At 45.0% G+C, this 20,224-nt stretch carries 14 protein-coding genes and 1 CRISPR repeat array; all 14 genes read left to right on the forward strand.

The annotated features are described in order from the left end of the window. Positions 1–28: 28 nt before the first annotated feature. Positions 29–2,134, forward strand: a complete 2,106-nt coding sequence (cas3, locus tag QUA33_RS02085) for a type I-D CRISPR-associated helicase Cas3' (RefSeq protein WP_333146085.1) — start codon at positions 29–31, stop codon at positions 2,132–2,134. 250 nt (positions 2,135–2,384) lie between these two features. Then, positions 2,385–2,900, forward strand: coding sequence for a hypothetical protein (locus QUA33_RS02090; protein WP_333146087.1), 516 nt, complete (start codon positions 2,385–2,387; stop codon positions 2,898–2,900). Beyond that, positions 2,893–3,153 carry a DUF433 domain-containing protein gene (locus QUA33_RS02095; protein ID WP_333146089.1) on the forward strand — a complete coding sequence of 87 codons (261 nt, stop codon included), beginning with the start codon at positions 2,893–2,895 and terminating at the stop codon, positions 3,151–3,153. The genes QUA33_RS02090 and QUA33_RS02095 overlap by 8 nt, the downstream gene beginning before the upstream one ends. Then, on the forward strand, positions 3,150–3,533 hold the full coding sequence (locus tag QUA33_RS02100) for a DUF5615 family PIN-like protein (protein WP_333146091.1): 384 nt from the start codon (positions 3,150–3,152) through the stop codon (positions 3,531–3,533). Before QUA33_RS02095 ends, QUA33_RS02100 begins: the two co-directional genes overlap by 4 nt. Further along, a complete protein-coding gene (gene cas10d, locus QUA33_RS02105) occupies positions 3,530–6,799 on the forward strand; it encodes a type I-D CRISPR-associated protein Cas10d/Csc3 (protein ID WP_333146093.1) in 3,270 nt (1,089 codons plus the stop codon). Before QUA33_RS02100 ends, cas10d begins: the two co-directional genes overlap by 4 nt. A 43-nt stretch (positions 6,800–6,842) precedes the next feature. Beyond that, complete coding sequence (gene cas7d / locus QUA33_RS02110) at positions 6,843–7,856, forward strand: type I-D CRISPR-associated protein Cas7/Csc2 (protein WP_333146095.1); 1,014 nt, start codon at positions 6,843–6,845, stop codon at positions 7,854–7,856. A 5-nt stretch (positions 7,857–7,861) separates the two neighbouring features. After that, positions 7,862–8,569 carry a type I-D CRISPR-associated protein Cas5/Csc1 gene (cas5d, locus tag QUA33_RS02115; RefSeq protein WP_333100196.1) on the forward strand — a complete coding sequence of 236 codons (708 nt, stop codon included), beginning with the start codon at positions 7,862–7,864 and terminating at the stop codon, positions 8,567–8,569. Between the two features lie 127 nt (positions 8,570–8,696). Continuing rightward, a complete protein-coding gene (gene cas6, locus QUA33_RS02120) occupies positions 8,697–9,533 on the forward strand; it encodes a CRISPR-associated endoribonuclease Cas6 (RefSeq protein WP_333100195.1) in 837 nt (278 codons plus the stop codon). A 351-nt stretch (positions 9,534–9,884) separates the two neighbouring features. Next, complete coding sequence (gene cas4 / locus QUA33_RS02125; protein WP_333100194.1) at positions 9,885–10,478, forward strand: CRISPR-associated protein Cas4; 594 nt, start codon at positions 9,885–9,887, stop codon at positions 10,476–10,478. Between the two features lie 22 nt (positions 10,479–10,500). Next, the gene (gene cas1d, locus QUA33_RS02130; protein WP_333100193.1) at positions 10,501–11,505 is read left to right on the forward strand and encodes a type I-D CRISPR-associated endonuclease Cas1d; all 1,005 of its coding nucleotides are present in this window, start codon (positions 10,501–10,503) and stop codon (positions 11,503–11,505) included. 16 nt (positions 11,506–11,521) lie between these two features. Further along, positions 11,522–11,794 carry a CRISPR-associated endonuclease Cas2 gene (gene cas2, locus QUA33_RS02135; protein ID WP_333100192.1) on the forward strand — a complete coding sequence of 91 codons (273 nt, stop codon included), beginning with the start codon at positions 11,522–11,524 and terminating at the stop codon, positions 11,792–11,794. 253 nt (positions 11,795–12,047) lie between these two features. Then, positions 12,048–16,897: direct repeats of the CRISPR family, unit length 37 nt; unit sequence GCCGGAAACAACCTAAAACCCTATCAGGGATTGAAAC. A gap of 80 nt (positions 16,898–16,977) precedes the next feature. Further along, the gene (locus QUA33_RS28175) at positions 16,978–17,136 is read left to right on the forward strand and encodes a transposase (protein WP_445243209.1); all 159 of its coding nucleotides are present in this window, start codon (positions 16,978–16,980) and stop codon (positions 17,134–17,136) included. Between the two features lie 115 nt (positions 17,137–17,251). Next, positions 17,252–18,370 (forward strand): alkene reductase, encoded by a 1,119-nt coding sequence (locus QUA33_RS02145; protein WP_333099250.1) that lies wholly within the window; start codon positions 17,252–17,254, stop codon positions 18,368–18,370. A 376-nt stretch (positions 18,371–18,746) separates the two neighbouring features. Then, the gene (locus tag QUA33_RS02150) at positions 18,747–19,754 is read left to right on the forward strand and encodes a protochlorophyllide reductase (RefSeq protein WP_333099251.1); all 1,008 of its coding nucleotides are present in this window, start codon (positions 18,747–18,749) and stop codon (positions 19,752–19,754) included. Positions 19,755–20,224 lie beyond the last annotated feature (470 nt).

Consider the following 20,224-nt stretch of genomic DNA (forward strand, 5'->3'; position numbering starts at 1 on the left):
GATTACATCAAGCTAAAGGCAGATAACCATGACAGCCTACACTATCCGGCTAAAACCCGTGTACTCACGTCCCGCCCAGACGCTTCCATCAGGCATTACCTTACCTCCGGCCTGGGACGGGCTCTCGCAGCATCAAGTCGAAACCTACGAAGCACTGCAAGACCCAACCATTGATGTTGTCTTTAATACAGCGATGACAGGGGACGGTAAAAGTTTAGCAGCTTACCTGGCAGCGATGACAAATCGCACGAGCACTTTAGCCATGTACCCGACAAACGAACTGGCGCGCGATCAGGAAAAACAGGTAAGAGGCTATAAAGCACTGTTTCAACCGGAAAAAGACCCACAAATTTATCGTTTGAATGCAGCAATCCTGGAAGATTTTATTACCACAAACAAACTTTCTTCAAAATTAGCAGGATTGTGCGATCGCGCCGACAACTCAGAGATTTTACTGACCAATCCCGACATCTTCCACTACATCCACGACTTCCGCTATTTGCGGCGAAACCAAAAAGGCCAAGGAGACAATGCCGATCGCCTATTTGCCAAAATTGACGACAGCTACGAACTCTTTGTTTTTGACGAATTCCACATTTTCTCATCTCCCCAAATTGCCAGCGTCATCAATGCCATCCTGTTAATTAAACACACTGTTCCAGGCAAAAAGTTTTTATTCCTCTCTGCTACACCTAACGATTTGTTGGAGGAGTTTTTATCTAAAGCTGGATTAAAGTATCGCATCATCAATCCAGTCAAGCAGGGAGGTTATCAGTTTTCAGCAGGTGACAACTGGCGGCAGATTAGTTATCCGATTAACTTGAGTTTTCCGCAAAAATTAGAGCCCAACCTGCGCTCTAGTTATAACTGGATTGTCGAAAATGCCGAAACAACGATTTTGAAATTTTTTCAAGATAATCCTGAGAGTAAAGGTGCAATTATCCTGAACTCGATTGCCGCTGTAAAAACCTTAGTCCCCAAATTCAAGGCGATTTTTGAACCGCTGGGATTGAAAATCCGAGAAAATACTGGATTGACTGGTGAGACAGAAAAGTCTAAATCGGTTGAAGATGCTGATTTACTTTTGGGAACATCGACAATTGATGTGGGAGTTGATTTTCGGATTAATTTTTTGGTATTTGAAGCGGCGGATGCGGGGAATTTTATTCAGCGTTTCGGTAGGTTGGGGAGACATCCAGGCTTTGACATTTATCAAGCTTATGCTTTGCTACCCAACTTTATTGTAGAGAGGCTGTTTGAGGCGAAAAATCACCCGCTGCAAGATGGCGAAACGCGCGATCGCATTAGTTTGTCCGAGGCTATCCGCCAGCATTACGGCTATGTCAACGAGTTTCGACAGTATCCCAAACGGTGGGGCGGAATTCAGTCAGCTTGCGTGCATTTAGAGTTAGAAAAAAATTATCAGATGAAAACCCAATATCCCGAAGCAGCGGATAATTTTGCAGCCGATATTGAGCAAGCTTTGGGAGTTACGATCAAACAGATGCGAGCGCAGCTTTTCCGCTGTATGGAAAAAGAGAAAAAGAAAATTATTGAGGAGGCTCGAAGTTTTCGCGGTATCAGCCAGTTAGATTGCGGGATTTATGACACTACTAATCCCGATGAGCCTGAGAAAGAAAGGTTTAAAACTTACAATCTCCCCAGTTTGCTCACTAACTTTCATTTTGAGTTGATGACAAGCGCCGACTTTATGGAGCGAGCTAAAAAAGCCGGGTTAGCAGTCAGCCGCTTTGAGAAAGCTTTGTGTTATTTGAAATTGACTGGATATCGGGAATTGCGAGAAGATTGGCAGTTTTATTGCTCGCGAGATGACCTCAGCGAAATTGCTAAATCCGGCAAAGTCCAAATTCTCAAAAATTTGGAAGTCACAGGAGGAACTAATGAGATTAGCGACAAATTATCTAGTCGAGGGTTGGTGTGTTTTGTCTCCGATCGCGATCGGGCTACTTTACGTGCCAAATGCGGATTGCCCGTGCATTTCCAAGCCTATGGTTTGAGCGATGGATTTCATGGTAAAGCAAATTACACCATAGCATTTGGGCGATCGGCGCTGTTGCTGGAGACGCTGATTTGGCACTGGAAACCGCAGCAGGATGAAGGGTGGATATGCTGAAAAGATTGAGGAGAAAGGGTTTTGCCCGACATCAGAAGGCGATAGCGTTTCAATCCCTGAGAGGTATTTGTTAGGTATTTCTACCAGTGCAGCACTGAACTGCGACCTTTCTCCATACATATACGATACACGATTTTGTTACTGCGCTCAACACAAGGCTATAGCGACACGCATATCATAAGGCTATAGCAACTACTTGACATTTCACAGGAGAGGATGGCACGATGGGAACAACCTCAACAGACTTCTTATGGATATTCATCTCAACGACAGCGACATCTCTCAGATGCCTGAACTGCTAAGGACTTCGTTTCTCGAATGGCTCCCCAAACGCCTAAATATCAATCCGTCACAGCCCGATCGAACAGCCGTTCCCCAGCAGTCGAGTAAACCGGAGACACTACCAACTCAGTTAACTCTCGATTTGGCACTTGCCAGTCAGATTTCTGACGAGAAAGCAGACAACTCCCATGTCAAGCTGACTCAGCTATTTGATGCAGGTATCACCAAGCGAGGAATGCCCGTGCGAGTCAGACTAAAGCGGGATTTGGCAAAAAAGTTAGGTCGTGACTATATCAATGGTCTGAAAATCTCCGTGACAGGAACCATTCTTTACGACGGACAAGATTTTGATAAAGCGAGTCCATTGGCAGAAAAAGTAAATCGCAGTTCAGCTAATGGCTGGGAGTACATCGAGATTAAGAAGAATGACCAGTGGATTTGTTTAAATGAATTGCGCGAAACCTGGAGGAAGACCAATGACTAGAGATAATTTACTGTCCCGAATTTCGATCGATCCAAATATCTGTTTTGGAAAACCTTGCATTCGCGGCCATCGGATTTGGGTTTCCCTAATCCTTGACTACCTAGCTGGAGGAATGACTGTTGAGGAAATCCTAGAAGCATATCCCAGCATAGAAAGAGACGATGTATTCGCTTGTATTGCTTACGGTGCCGAAGTAACGCGAGATTATTATGCCGAAATTCCATTAGGAAAAAAGGAGGAAGCAGCAACGTGAAGCTAAAGCTAGATGAAAATGTCGATGTTCGCGTTATCACCTTTTTACGTTTGGCAGGGCATGACGTAGAAACAGTCGCAAGTGAAGGTTTGACTTCAACCTCCGATGTCGAACTTATTAATGTTTGCCATCAAGAGGAAAGATGTTTAGTTACTGCCGATCGCGGATTTGGCAATCGGATGCGGTTTAATCCATCTGAGTATGCGGGGATTGTTGTAATTCGGCTAACATCTCGTGCCAATTTTACAGAGTGGAGAGAAGCAATAGAAACGTTAATCCTCGGATTAGAGCAAGCCGAAGTTTTTGGGAAATTGTGGATTATTCGACAGGGTACGATTCAGGAATATCAACCCACTCAACCAGAGGAAACAGAATCATGAATGAAGATGAACTACTTTATAAATGGCTGCATTCTCCAGATGATGATGACAGTGAAACTCCTGCAAAATACGAACTTTTGACAGTTCGACTGTTTAAAGAAGCAATTCGAGAAGCAGAAGGAAATCAGGGCGATCGCCTTTTAGCATCCTTCGCCGAAAACGTCTTGCCAAACTTGATGCAGCAGCTAGTTGGAGCCACAGCTAAAGGCGGTCAATTTACCGAAGACAGGCGTGCCGAAGGCAAAAATGTCAAAAACAGCAAAGAAGATCAATCTTTTACTTCTCATCTGCTGAACGGCTTATTCCCAACTTACCGAATTCTCAAGACACTCAAGACAGAGACACCTGAAACCAATCCAGTTAAACGCAACTGCGGTGAAACTGAAATAGCTTTGTTCGTAGCATCGTACATCCTGCACGACTTCGATAAGTTTCCCGATTATCCAGGATGGCTAAAAAATAATGATCAAGCAAGATTCCAAAACCGAGACTGGCGAAAAGACCCACCTAAAAAAGACGAAGCCCCCAATTTTGGACGCGACTATGTAGCTCTAAAAATTCAACAACTTGGATTAGATAGTTTATTAGGTGAAGACTGGGAATATCACATCGATGATATTGTGTGGATGAGCAACAATGCCGGAGTCAAATATGATAGCGATCGCGGTCTGGAAATTCGCGGATTGCAGCCTAAACTCGATGGTAGAATCAGAGGAACTATAGCCAATTTAGTCAGACTTTCCGACTTATTTGCCTCAGTTATCAAACATCCCAGCGATGCAGAAGCTAACGGTTTATCTGAAGTTTTGACTTCCCTCAGCAACGGACAACTTAAATTTAGCTATCACTCGCTTTCAGACAATCGCGGAGTATTGACAAATATCATCAACAATGCTCTGATGGACGCTCATCCCAAAGAGTTTTATACGCCGCTGCTTTACTTGCCAGACGGCGCAGTTTACCTAGCTAAAACCAATGCACCGGCCATCGAAACTGCTGAAATTCCTAACCAAATTATCGCCAAAATTAAGAACCTTTGTGCCGACAGACTGAAACTCAAAACAACCGGATTTAGCCGAGACGGAAAAGGCTTTAAATTTGGTGAATTCTACTGGCTGTTTTTTGATATAATCGAACTCATGGGAGTTAGCATCGAAGCAGCTTGCAAACTCATTACCAGCACCAAAGCATCCTCTGCAAAAAAGCGCAGCGACAGCTTGGTAAGTTTCCAAAAAGATGGAGATTTGCCCGGTGAATTGAATCTTGAATTTCCCGAAGATTATCGAATAGACAGGCTAGCAGAATTTGGCGATATCCTGTGTCGGGGCATTTGGAATAAATGGCAGGAACGCTTGAGTGATTCTCAGAAAGAATTGCCCAAAGCTAAACGGCAAAGCCCGCCGGAATTAGATTTGACTCAAAAACTTGCGGAACATTTAGGTTTAGCCGACCAACTCCCGGCTTTAAAAGCAATCCAATCTCTCAAAAAAACAGGGGGCGTTCCTCTGGATTGGTATTACTTAGCTGCACAGTATTTTGAACGAAATAAAGGACGAGATGAAACTGAAGTGCGTGCCGTCTTAACCGATATGGTTGAATATGCCACCAGTCTCATCAAACCCCTCGTCGAAAAGTTTGAAATTGCCGACGGCTGGAACGATTTGCGGACTTATGTCAGCCGCATTGTTTCCTTGCCGACGGGGGCAGTTGTCAAACCCGAAACCGATCCTTTTTTACTAGAATTGGCGCGGTACAGTGCGGCAAAAATCACAGGGAGAGGACGCGAAAATGTTTGTGCGATGTCGAGTTCGGCTTACACTGTGACGGAACAAATGGAAGCGGCGACTTTGTTTACTCCCCAAGTTTACAGCAACCGCCAAATTTTGTTTAACGCGCAAGCTGCCAAGCGTCAGATTTGCTCAATTTGGTCGATCGAGATTATGTTGAGACAAATTTTGATGAATCAAACCAATGCCACAGGAGGAGACTTTGAAGGGCGCAAATATCGCTATCTCTATCTTTACCCAGCTTACTTCTTTACTCCCGAAACCAACAATTTTTTTCAGAAAGCTTACAGTTGGATTGCCAGAACGCGATTTGATGCTGATATCCGCAAGCATTTAATTACTGACAAACAAATTGCTAATTTTACCCTTGACAATTATCAACAGGTTGATTCATTATTGATTCAGGAGAATTTGCAACCAGAAGACGATCGCACTTTCAAGATCAGCTATCCCGACAATCAACCGCTGACATTTTTCTTCCTAGCATTGCCACCAGGAAAAGATGCCACAGATACGGAATCTTGGGTAATGCCGGCTTGGTTAGCCTTTGCTTTACCGCTAATTCTCGATGTCAAAACAGTTGCATCCGAGTCGCCAGTACCGCCCTTTATTAGCGGTGCAGATTTTGAAAAAACCGTTGTGATTGATGGCGAACATCAAGCAATTCGTTCTCTGATTAAGCAAGATGAATATCGCTTAGACGGCATTTTGCCTCCGCCATCAAATCCGCCTAAATTTTCACCGCTAAATGCTCTAAGTGCCGCTTACTGCATTCACTTAGAAGTCAACCGTAAAAAAGATGGCAATCCCGACTGGGGGAAATTGTCAGATTTAGCACGCGATTTAGAAACCAGTCCCCTTTATGTCTTTCACTACCTGAATAAATGGCTGCGGAAACAAGACAAAATCGAGTCTGTACCCATTGCCAAAATCCGCCTGTACCTAAATTTTTACTACTACTTTGAACCCGAGGGAAAAACCGTGAATCAAATGCGAGAACTGACCGAACTGTACCGCCGCTTTTATCGGGCAAAAAGTCAATATGCGAAAGCTAATGCCGTCCTGAAACCTATTGACGAAGCTGCTGACGTTATTCTGAAATTTGACAAAGCTTTAGCCAACAATACTGAATCTTTAACAGATATTGTGGGGGGACGTTTATCAAAGCTGATGAATAACGTGCGGCGGCGCGCGGCGGAAGGAAAACCGACACTTGCTTTTGTTGATGGGAAGTGGAAACCTGCTTTGAATTCTGAGGAAGAACGCCAAGCAATTTATGATTTTGCTAAATATTTTGTGGAGGTGATTTTTGATGGGAGTTTAAAAGGCGATCGCGCTCGTTTAGCAGGCACTCAACTCAACTTGATTCGGGATACTTGCGATTACCTTTATCGCTTGGAAGACGACAAAGAACGCAGGGATCGCAAGCAGGAAGAACCTGATGAAGTTCCCGCAGAAACAGAAACAGAATCCGCCTAAATAGTCCCCTTTTTTGCAATCAAATTGTACTGGAGAAACAACCATGAAATTTCTGAAAACCCTCGATTCTAAATTTTTCCACGATGAAATTCCCGCAAAACCGATGGGAAAATACGCTCATTTTATCACCATCCGCGTCACCGAATCTTATCCGCTGTTTCAGACAGACGGCGAATTGAATAAAGCCAGAGTAAGTGCTGGAATTGAAGACAAAACGCAGATCAGCCGTTTAGCAATGTTTAAGCGGAAACAGTCTACACCAGAACGTTTAACAGGACGGGAGTTGCTGCGAAATTACAAAATTGGCGACTGGGAAAAGTGCGACTACAACGTCGATTTTAGCAAAACTACTCCTGATTGTATTTTGTACGGTTTTGCGATCGGCGATTCGGGCTCTGAGAAATCCAAGGTTGTTGTAGACACTGCTTATTCCATCACTCCCTTCGACGATTCTCACCTCAATTTCACCCTCAATGCACCGTTTGAAAGTGGAACAATGAGCCGTCAGGGGGAAGTTACCAGCCGCATTAACAGTCAAGACCACATTTTGCCTCAAGTCTTTTTTCCCAGCATTGTAACGCTAAAAGACCCCACAGAAACAGGTTTTCTCTACGTTTTTAACAACATTCTCCGAACGCGGCACTACGGGGCACAAACTACTCGCACGGGTCGAGTTCGCAATGAATTGATCGGAGTGATTTTTGCTGATGGTGAGATTGTTAGCAATCTGCGGTGGACGCAAAAAATCTACGATTTGATGAGTGCTGCTGGCCAAATTAATCCCCCAGATCCTCTCAATGAAGATGATGTTTTGACTCATGCGAATCGAGCAATTTCTGAACTGATGGATGGAGAGTGCATCTCGCACCGCGATTTTCTCGGCGAAGCTTTTAATAGCCTTTTGGCAGAAGTTAAATCGATTTCCAGTGATGAAACTAAACTGCAAGCAATGCTGACTCATGCCAATACAGAATCAACAGCTTACGCTCAGAAACATATCTTAAAGAGTTCTGAAAAAGGCAAGAAAGGTAAAAAAGCAGTTGCACCTACGGAGTAAAGATCGTGGCTTTTATTTACCGCTGTCAAATCGAGTTGCACGATAGCCTTTATTTTGCAACTCGCGAGATAGGGAGACTTTACGAAACTGAGCCGGTAATTCACAATTACGCGCTTTGTTACGCCCTCGGTTTGGTGGATAGCGAAATCTATTCCACCACCGTTTCTGAAGAACATTCCTATCGCTATTTCTGTCCCGAACAAGTTCCTAAATACGAGCCGCATTTAACGGCGCTCAACCAACAGGGGATTTATGTTACTCCGGGGCGTTCTATTTCTCACTCCTCTACTCTTAACACTTGGAAATATGCCAACAACAACTATCACGTTGAGATGGAGAAAACTCAGAAAAATATCCCTAGTTTTGGCAGAACAAAAGAAATTGCGCCGGAAAGCAAATTTGAGTTTTTCATAATCTCAGAAAAGTCTCTCAAACTGGCAAAGTGGATTCGTTTGGGAAAGTGGATGAGCAAAGCAGCAGTCGAAATTGTAGAACAGAAGGAAGTGAAGCGATCGCCCTCAGAAACCGACTTCATCTTTCCCTATCTGCTAAACCCTTTAGATGTGATGTTTTCCCATCAAGTGATTAGCTACGATGTGGTTAATATGCCCCCAGTTAGCCTCATCCAAAATGTCAAAATGCTAGGGCGATATTACGAGTTTGACAAACTCAAAATTCCGGCGTGTATGGAATACCGCTTTCGGGCCGATTAATAGGAGGCAGAGCCTCTATAAATGCGTTCCCAGGTAGAACCTGGGAACGAGAAATGAGAAATGAGAAAACGAGAAACCAGGGAAAACCTCTCGGCTAATTCAAACCTCTTTTAACCATTAACCCAATATGCCGCACAGCCTAGTCCTCAACATCCTGCCCCTGGCCCCAATTCCCCCCGGATACCTCACCGGAAGACACCTGCACGCCCTCTTCCTCACCCTCGTGAGCTCCGTTGACAAAAAACTCGGCGATCGCCTCCACGATGCCACCGCCCAAAAATCGTTCACCCTCAGCCCTTTGCAAACTAAAAAATGCCCTTTCAAAAAACATCATTTCCTGCAATGGGAACACACAGAACCGATTCCAGAACACACCCTTTGTTGGTGGCGAATTACTCTGCTTGATGACACTTTATTTGGCAAGTTAACTCAGCTTTGGCTGAACCTCAATCCCTCGAAGCCGTGGCATCTCGGGCCCGCCGATTTGATGATTACTAAGATTCTCGGAACGCCCCAAGTAGATCAGCCTTGGGCTAATGCTTGCGATTACTCTCAATTGTACGATCGCGCTTCTGAAACTAATCGTTTAATTGCCTTCAGTTTTGCGACTCCTACTACCTTTCGACAGGGAAAATTTGATTCGGTGATTCCTACTAGAGACTGCGTTTTTAACAGTCTCCTCAGTCGGTGGAATAAGTACAGCCCGATCGCAATTCCCGATCTGTCATTCGATGCACTTTTTTCGACATTTGTCAATATAAAAAGTGAAAGATTGACTAACTATCAAAGTGATTTTGTCGGCATGGTTGGGGAGGTTAGTTATCGGATTTTGGGAGATGTGGAGCCTTTAGCGATTAAGCAAATTAATGCTTTGGCTGATTTTGCTGTTTACTGCGGGGTGGGGAGGAAAACTCCGATGGGGATGGGAATGACTCGAAGAATAGTTGTTAATAAGAGTTCTTGATAACTGAACGTAAAACCCATAGTCCGGCAAGGGTTGAAACCCCTGCCTCAAAGCTAAAGTCCTCTAAAGAGGACTGCAAGTATGAATGATTAAATTACTTCTTCAGTCGCTTTCAACCTTTGCGCTTACTGTTACCGATAAGAGCAAAATCTCATCAATGATTAAATTACTTCTTCAGTCGGTTTCAACCGGTAAGTTCATGTTGGGGCTTAGACGCTCCCGTCAATGATTAAATTACTTCTTCAGTCGGTTTCAACCGACTTTAGCTATGAGACAGGGGTTTCAACCCCTGGCGGACTGGGGCATCACTAATTAATTCCAATTACCAATCTCCTACAAACCATCAAAAACATGAACGATTTAGATTACATTTCGATCGCAACTCTCAACCAATACTCCTATTGCGCTCACCGCTGTTGGCGAATGTCTTGCGCTGGAGAATTCACCGATAATCAGTATACCATTGAAGGCACGAGTTTGCACGATCGCGTTCACACGATGGGCGAAATTAACCGCGATGAAACTTGGCAGGTTCGGGCGATTTGGCTGAAATCCGAGCGCTACAAGCTGATTGGTAAATCGGATTTGATTGAGTCGGCTGAGGGTGAGATTTATCCGGTGGAATACAAGCGGGGACGGAAGGGGGAATGGGATAACGACGAGTTGCAAGTTTGCGCCCAAGCGCTTTGTTTGGAGGAGATGACGGGGAAAACTATTGCGACTGGATATGTGTATTACGCGCAATCGCATCAGCGGCAATTAGTCGAGATTTCTGAGGGTTTGAGACAGGAAGCCATCGCAACTATTGAAAAAGTCGGTGCTCTTTGGCGATCGGGAAATATCCCTTTACCAGTTTACACCTCTCGGTGTAAGGGATGCAGTCTTTTTCCCCAATGTCTGCCCCAAGCTGCCGCCAAAGTCAACCGCTATCAAGAAGCAAGTTAATCTGCAAATAGGAGATTTCACAATGGGAACAGTTTACATTACTCAAGAAGATGCTTTTATTGGCAAAGTAGACGAACGTCTTACCGTTAAAGCTGACAAAAAAAATCTGTTGGACGTGCCATTAATTAAGATTGACGGCGTTGTTGCATTGGGACGGGCTACAGTTTCGCCGGCTGTGGTTGTGGAACTTTTGGAACGTCACATTCCTTTAAGTTTTTTGACAGTAAACGGACGTTATTTGGGGAGGTTGGAACCGGAGATGACGAAAAATATCTTTGTGCGAAAAGCTCAGTGGCAAGCGGCTGGGGAATCGGAACAAGCGGTGCATTTAGTTAGAGGGTTTGTACGGGGAAAGCTCAAAAATTACCGCAATACTTTGTTAGAATGTCAACGCAAATATTCTCCCCAGGATTTGGAAAAGCCCATCGCCCAATTGAAACAAGTCATCGCCTCTATTGATAAAACTTCCAATATTAATTCTCTGCGAGGATTAGAGGGGGCGGGTAGTGCGACTTATTTTGGCTGCTTCAATCGGCTGATTCGCGTGCCGGAATTTAGCTTTGAAGTTCGCCGCCGCCGTCCGCCTACAGATCCGGTTAACTCTCTGTTAAGTTTGGGATATTCTCTGCTGCGGCACGATGTTCAAAGTGCGGTGAATATTGTGGGATTCGATCCGTATTTGGGATATTTGCATTTTGAGCGCTATGGGCGTCCTTCCTTAGCGCTGGATTTGATGGAAGAATTTCGACCTTTGGTAGTTGATGCTGTAGTGTTGACAGCGATCAATTTGCAGAAAGTTTCCCCTAGCGATTTTACGGCAGAACCGTTGAGTGGCGCGGTTTCTTTGACAAAAGAAGCGCTGCACAATTTTTTGCGACTTTACGAACAAAAGAAACAGTCAAAGTTCAAGCATCCAGTGATGGAAAAGTTGTGTAGTTATCAAGAAGCTTTTGAAATTCAAGGGCGGTTGATGGCTAAGTATTTGATGGGTGAAGTTGATAAGTATCCGCCTTTGGTTCTTAAATAGGGAGGGCAATAAAGTTATGTTTGTTTTGGTTTGCTACGATATATCAGAGGACAAGCGCCGCACTAAGATTCACAATATTCTCAAGTCTTATGGGGAATGGAAGCAGTATTCGGTGTTTCATTGCGACGTGACGGATACCGAGTACGCCCGGATGCGCCAACGTCTGAATAGGGTGATTAAGTCGGAAGAAGACAGCATCCTGTTTCACTATTTGTGTGCTTGCTGTCAGGGCAAGATCGAGCGGATTGGCGGCCGGACACCGATCGATACTACAATCTTTATGGTCTGATTTTGCGTCTGGCTGTAGGTGTAGAACGGAGGGGGGAATTTTAATGGCTCAGAGCTTTACCAGGACTGGGTTTGCGGTGGTTTGTACCTCATGCGGGTCAGACGCAAATGCTGAAAGCTTTAGTGGGAGAGAGTTTGAGGTCTATTGGAATTTTGCCCCCTTGACGGGGCGATCGCTGAAACGGTATATTGATTGCAGTCAGACGCAACTGAACCTTGAAAATTTTATATTTCAAGCCTCCCAGACCCCGGCAGCCGGAAACAACCTAAAACCCTATCAGGGATTGAAACCATTACATAGGCTAACTTTGAATTTTAAGGTGCTACGCCGGAAACAACCTAAAACCCTATCAGGGATTGAAACAGACGACGATAAAAATACGATCGCTCGTGGAATGCCGGAAACAACCTAAAACCCTATCAGGGATTGAAACAGAGAAAACGAGGCGCGCTAACGCCCCGCTGTCGCCGGAAACAACCTAAAACCCTATCAGGGATTGAAACCATCTCTTTGAATTCCTCCAGATACTCGGCTCCGGCCGGAAACAACCTAAAACCCTATCAGGGATTGAAACTGAGGCTAAAATTGCCTGGGAAAATCCTCGTCAAGCCGGAAACAACCTAAAACCCTATCAGGGATTGAAACTAGAAACTATCACAGAATTTATCAATCAATTAAGCCGGAAACAACCTAAAACCCTATCAGGGATTGAAACGATAATCTCCATGCAGACTTGGAGAATATTGTCCGCCGGAAACAACCTAAAACCCTATCAGGGATTGAAACATGTTGCAGCGGGTCGCGAAGTTTGGAAAGATGGCCGGAAACAACCTAAAACCCTATCAGGGATTGAAACGAGTAATTCTACCGATGTGGAGAAATCGACAGAGCCGGAAACAACCTAAAACCCTATCAGGGATTGAAACATATTTATTTACAATTATGATCCACGAATTATTCGCCGGAAACAACCTAAAACCCTATCAGGGATTGAAACGGGACTGGTGAACTCATCAACAAATATGCCTCGGGCCGGAAACAACCTAAAACCCTATCAGGGATTGAAACCGCTCAGAGACAACTTTGTCCGATACTGGCAACTGCCGGAAACAACCTAAAACCCTATCAGGGATTGAAACCGATCACTCATTGGAATCAAACCGCACGGCGATCGATTGCCGGAAACAACCTAAAACCCTATCAGGGATTGAAACCATTAACTTCTAAGAAATTAAGCTGACCTCCTTGCCGGAAACAACCTAAAACCCTATCAGGGATTGAAACTCTGGCAAAATTAGCAGCGCATCGGCAGGAATGTTTGCCGGAAACAACCTAAAACCCTATCAGGGATTGAAACGCGATCGTTCCGCGCCCTCCAAAAGCTTCTCTAAAGCCGGAAACAACCTAAAACCCTATCAGGGATTGAAACGCAGCCAACGCTGGTCGTAATTTTGCAATCAATGAGAGCCGGAAACAACCTAAAACCCTATCAGGGATTGAAACCGATGCCATAGATTGAAGCTTAAAATTCAATCATAGCCGGAAACAACCTAAAACCCTATCAGGGATTGAAACCAAAAAGCTCTGCACCTTTTACGGAGTGGACGTTTAGGCCGGAAACAACCTAAAACCCTATCAGGGATTGAAACCGCACAAAAAAAGTTTGCAGGCAGCAACGCAAAAGCCGGAAACAACCTAAAACCCTATCAGGGATTGAAACCCCCGCCTCTGGGATATCTGGGTAAATTGTACGGCCGGAAACAACCTAAAACCCTATCAGGGATTGAAACGATCGCGTGGCTTCCATCATTGCCAGCGGATAAGCCGGAAACAACCTAAAACCCTATCAGGGATTGAAACCTTAAAGGGGCGGTAGCTTCCTAATTTTCCCGGTCAGCCGGAAACAACCTAAAACCCTATCAGGGATTGAAACCTGATGTTGTACTTGCGCTCACTTGGCGATGTCACGCCGGAAACAACCTAAAACCCTATCAGGGATTGAAACAATATCTGCAATCATGATTACTTGTATCAAGCTCTTGAGCCGGAAACAACCTAAAACCCTATCAGGGATTGAAACAAGCCCTACGGCTACACGCAATTCTCTATCGGAGCCGGAAACAACCTAAAACCCTATCAGGGATTGAAACCAGCACAGCAGAGGGAATCAGTGCTACCCCTGGCCGGAAACAACCTAAAACCCTATCAGGGATTGAAACCGCTTACTTTTAGCGAGCGATTCCAATTTAGGCGCCGGAAACAACCTAAAACCCTATCAGGGATTGAAACAACCTGAAGACATTTATCACTAGATTTTACCTGAATAGCCGGAAACAACCTAAAACCCTATCAGGGATTGAAACGAAAGCTTTGGGCAACTTAAAGCCCTAACTCAGGCCGGAAACAACCTAAAACCCTATCAGGGATTGAAACTTGGGAGGTAATTTCTTTTACTTCTACTATTTCGCCGGAAACAACCTAAAACCCTATCAGGGATTGAAACAAATGTGTGGAACCCCCCCTAGATGAATAAAAAGCCGGAAACAACCTAAAACCCTATCAGGGATTGAAACGTGGAGCATTGGCAATTAAAAAAAGAAGCTCTAAGGGCCGGAAACAACCTAAAACCCTATCAGGGATTGAAACATGGCGATAATCCGGCTATGCCGTTCGCCCAAACGCCGGAAACAACCTAAAACCCTATCAGGGATTGAAACTCATCGAAACGAGTGTGAAAAGATGAGCCGTGAGCCGGAAACAACCTAAAACCCTATCAGGGATTGAAACTTCCATCAAGCAAACTAAGGCTATAATTAAAAGCCGGAAACAACCTAAAACCCTATCAGGGATTGAAACAAAGATACTACAAATAGTTGCAGCTTGATAAAAAAGCCGGAAACAACCTAAAACCCTATCAGGGATTGAAACACTAACAACAGACTCAGTAGTATCCAGCTCTAGCCGGAAACAACCTAAAACCCTATCAGGGATTGAAACCGGATCATATCTTGATTGGCATCCCGGTATCCCGCCGGAAACAACCTAAAACCCTATCAGGGATTGAAACTTTCAAATTAAAAATGCACATCAAAACTGCAAAAGGCCGGAAACAACCTAAAACCCTATCAGGGATTGAAACAATAATTTGGCGATTTTGTAAAGTGTGCCAGAGATAGAAAGCCGGAAACAACCTAAAACCCTATCAGGGATTGAAACGGAATAATAATGCAGGATGATTCCGGGGGTTAAGGGCCGGAAACAACCTAAAACCCTATCAGGGATTGAAACTCCCCAGTGCCACATACTAGACTTTTTCTTGCTTAAAGCCGGAAACAACCTAAAACCCTATCAGGGATTGAAACATTATCTTTAGTTATATTGTTTGAATAAATGACTCGCCGGAAACAACCTAAAACCCTATCAGGGATTGAAACTTTGATGAATGCCTATAGATTTAATGGTTGTTATGGCCGGAAACAACCTAAAACCCTATCAGGGATTGAAACATAGAGTTTTCTATGGATTGGGCTATGAAAGCAGGCCGGAAACAACCTAAAACCCTATCAGGGATTGAAACCAATTCCTTTGAGCTACTTCGTAAGCTTGTAAATGCCGGAAACAACCTAAAACCCTATCAGGGATTGAAACCCAATAACTCATTGTGTTGCCACCTTGACTAAAAGCAGGCCGGAAACAACCTAAAACCCTATCAGGGATTGAAACATATACAGAGAACTCAGAAACGCCCCAGGGGATAGCGCCGGAAACAACCTAAAACCCTATCAGGGATTGAAACCCTTAATGAGTTGAGAGTTGCTCTTAAGGAAAGCCGGAAACAACCTAAAACCCTATCAGGGATTGAAACCCATTGTTGGTATTGTGTTAAGGAGTTTACCGATCGGCCGGAAACAACCTAAAACCCTATCAGGGATTGAAACCTGAAGATTTAAGTATCGGAGTGCAAATCAAGCCGGAAACAACCTAAAACCCTATCAGGGATTGAAACTCCGTGTTGTTTGAGTTGTGGCGCAACCGATCCCGAAGCCGGAAACAACCTAAAACCCTATCAGGGATTGAAACCTTTTTGAACGGGCAAATCAATCCAAAAGACTTGCCGGAAACAACCTAAAACCCTATCAGGGATTGAAACATGATTAGTTTACGCCCCGATAAGAGCGCCAACTCGCCGGAAACAACCTAAAACCCTATCAGGGATTGAAACTCGGCGATCGCATTTTGAAGATAAAGACTGCTACTAGCCGGAAACAACCTAAAACCCTATCAGGGATTGAAACCCCTGCCTTCTCTGGGCTCCACCCTTGCCCAGGATTACGCCGGAAACAACCTAAAACCCTATCAGGGATTGAAACGGGTTTCGCTTGCTGTTTTGAGGCGCGACGCTGTGCCGGAAACAACCTAAAACCCTATCAGGGATTGAAACCTACCTGGCTCACCAATTACAGGCAACCAGAAATCACGCCGGAAACAACCTAAAACCCTATCAGGGATTGAAACTACAACTTCTTGGACTAGCGGCCGAGCTGGGCGGAAACAAATGCCGGAAACAACCTAAAACCCTATCAGGGATTGAAACTTACTCCAGATGAAGCTTTAGCCGATGCTCATTTTGCCGGAAACAACCTAAAACCCTATCAGGGATTGAAACAAGCTAAAAAAGGTGTTTTGACTGCTGCTGGTGTGCCGGAAACAACCTAAAACCCTATCAGGGATTGAAACTACAGAATTTGTTGAGTGACTTGAGGGTTGAACTGAATGAGCCGGAAACAACCTAAAACCCTATCAGGGATTGAAACTTCGACTTGTTCGTCGGTTTTTAATCCCGATACGGCCGGAAACAACCTAAAACCCTATCAGGGATTGAAACCAAAATTTATTTACCCAATTACCCTCAAACATTTAAAGCCGGAAACAACCTAAAACCCTATCAGGGATTGAAACCTAAGTAAGGCTTTCAACAGGGTTTTGGTTGATTGCCGGAAACAACCTAAAACCCTATCAGGGATTGAAACCATTTTTTGGTTTGTTGGTCGTAACCCAAAAAGTGCGCCGAAAACAACCTAAAACCCTATCAGGGATTGAAACCTCGCAGCTATCCATCTCCTTACTCATCTCTTGGGCTAGCAACAAGTTTACTTCCCACACTTGTCACAGCACAGGTAGTGGTGATGGATAATCTCACATTTGATAAAAGTGGTCGGATTCAGGAATTGATTCAAACAGCAGGGTGTAGACTATTATATTTACCGCCATACTCTCCAGAGTTTAACAAAATTGAACAAAGAAGAGTCTTGGCTAAAAAGTCAAATTCGCAAACATCTTGATGAGTTTGATTGCTTACATTTTGGCCACCCTTGGATGTCTTGCGCCTTGCATCCTAACACGGGCGGTTGCTATATGTGATTTCCCAGATTATTCAGTTGAAAAAATACCAAAATTATGACCAATCAAACAACTTCTCCACTCCTACTCAGTCCCTTCAAAATCGGAGATTTACCCTTAAAAAATCGGGTAGTCATGGCACCCCTAACGAGAGCCAGAGCCGGTGAAACGCGGATGCCCAACGCATTGATGGCAGAGTATTACACTCAGCGAGCCTCCGCTGGTTTAATCATTACAGAAGCCACAGTCGTTTCTACTCAAGCTAATGGTTGGCTCAATACGCCCGGTATTTATTCAGACGAGCAAGGCCAAGCTTGGAAACAAATTGTGACTGCGGTTCATGCCCGCGAAACGCCGATTTTCATGCAGCTTTGGCACTGCGGACGAGCTTCCCACAGCAGTTTTCATGAAAACAATCAATTGCCAGTTGCAGCCTCTGCCATAAAAATAAACGGAGAAGGCATTCATACCCCTGTGGGCAAACAACCCTACGAAACCCCCCGCGCTCTAGAAACCGATGAAATCTCCCTGGTTGTAGAAGATTATCGCAAGGCAGCCGAACGGGCAAAAATGGCAGGTTTTGACGGTGTAGAAATTCACGCTGCAAACGGCTATCTCATTGACACGTTCCTGCAAACCAAAACCAATCACAGAAAAGATTCCTATGGTGGCACAGTTGAAAATCGATACCGTTTTCTTAAGGAAATTGTAGAGGCGATTATCACAGTATTTACTGCCAACAAAGTGGGAGTTAGACTTTCTCCCAACGGCGTTTATAATGATATGGGTTCTCCTAGTTATCGCGAAGATTTTCTGTATTTTGCAGGGCAGTTAAATGCCTATAATTTAGCTTACCTTCACTTGGTGGACGGTCTAGCATTTGGCTTTCATGAATTGGGAACGCCGATGATGATAGGAGAGTTTCGCGATGTGTTTACAGGGCCGCTCATCGGCAACTGCGGATATACTCAAGAACAGGCTGAAACGGCCCTGAGCAGCCAAGTTGCGGATTTAATTGCTTTTGGTCGGGATTTTATCAGCAATCCTGACTTAGTAGAGCGTTTTACTAATGGTTGGCCGCTCAATCCGCCTGCCGAAGTCGGCGTCTGGTATTCTTTTGGACCTGAAGGTTATATCGATTTCCCTACCTATCCGGAACCAGCAGCTATTTCTTAGTTGAGTTGGTTGGGGCGGGTTTATCAATAAATACCGAGTATGTGCCTCATAGATAATGGTGAACCCGCCCTAAAAAAATTATGGTTAATTTATCAAAATAGGACTGGGAGTTGGAGCAATATTTAATTTTCATCGCCCGTTGAGAACGAGCATCTCCTATTGGTAAAAACACTTCTTCTGCCTCCTGCCTCCTGCCTTCTGGCTTCTGTCTCCTGCCTCCAATTTCCACCTTGACTGCAAAAGTGAGAGGCTCCCAGTTGAGATCGAGAACGTTTCCCCATATCCTAATAACCATAGGGTACTTCAAAACATCCAAGCTGCTAGCTCAGCGTTTGAGTGCCTGAAAATAATCAATAGCGGAAGCGCTTTTAACAAGATGGCACAAAATCACAAATCCACGGTTATCATTACCGGCGCTTCCTCCGGCGTCGGTTTGTACGGCGCGAAAGCTCTCGCAGACAAGGGATGGCACGTGGTCATGGCCTGTCGGGACGTGCGAAAAGCCGGAGACGCCGCCCGAGAGTTGGGTATACCTGAAGGCAGTTTCTCCATCATGGAGATTGACTTGGGCGATTTGGAGAGCGTGCGTAGGTTTGCTCGGGCATTTAAGGCCAGCGGCAGGCCTCTGGACGCTTTGGTGTGCAACGCCGCCATTTATATGCCTTTGATTAAGGAACCGCTGCGGAGCCCGGAGGGTTACGAGTTGACGATGACTACCAATCACCTGGGTCATTTCCTGCTGTGCAACCTGATGATGGAAAATATGAAGCCTTCCTATTATTCGGATGCAAGAATCGTGATTTTGGGAACCGTGACTCACAATCCAGACGAGTTGGGCGGGAAGATTCCGCCGCGCCCGGATTTGGGCAAGTTTGAGGGTTTTGAAGCGGGTTTCAAAGACCCGATTTCGATGGTTGACGGCAAGAAGTTTGAACCGGTCAAGGCTTACAAAGATAGCAAAGTTTGCAACGTGCTGACGATGCGGGAATTGCACCGCCGCTTTCACGAATCCACGGGGATTACTTTCACTTCGCTGTATCCGGGATGCGTTGCGGATACGCCGCTGTTCCGCAACCACTATCCTTTGTTTCAGAAGCTGTTCCCGCTGTTTCAGAAGAATATCACCGGGGGTTACGTGTCGCAGGAGTTGGCGGGCGAAAGGCTGGCGATGGTGGTTGCCGATCCAGAATACAAGCAATCTGGGGCTTATTGGAGTTGGGGGAACCGCCAGAAAAAAGATGGTAAGTCTTTTGTGCAAAAGGTTTCTCCCCAGGCCCGCGATGATGAAAAAGGCGAGCGGATGTGGGAGTTGAGCGCTAAGTTGGTGGGCTTGACTGACGGGGCTCAAATGGGTGCTGCGGCTGGTGCGGGCCGCTCTGCATAATTCAAAGTTACAAACCCCCTTTATCAGGCTTGGCGGTTGAAACGGCGTCTACGCACAGGAGGTGGGTAGACGCGGACTCAATAATAAAGGGGGTATTCAAGTCTGATTTGGTATGATGCACCAAAATCAAAGAAACCGGGTTTTTTAGTGGCTCTGCGGGCTGTAACTCACATCTTGCCTGTTCCTAAAAAGATTATTGAGAAGGGTGCCATATCTCAGTTGTAGCGCGTCTTTTCGGACACAACCCGGTTTCGGGTTTACCCTGGCGTGCAGGGCTATTCTGGTAGCCGTATTAGCATGAAAGCATAGGTTTTGCAAGCAAAAAAATTGGTTTTTTTTACCGTTTACGATCGACTTACACGATATTTTTTCGGATAAGAACCCGGTTGATGCGTAAGTCTTGGGAAATCAACAGCCGTCGATCGACCTTTTGGTTTGTAGCGTCGCCGAAACTGTTAGCTGCGACGGCT

This window comes from Microcoleus sp. Pol14D4, assembly GCF_036701245.1.
GTDB lineage: Bacteria > Cyanobacteriota > Cyanobacteriia > Cyanobacteriales > Microcoleaceae > Microcoleus.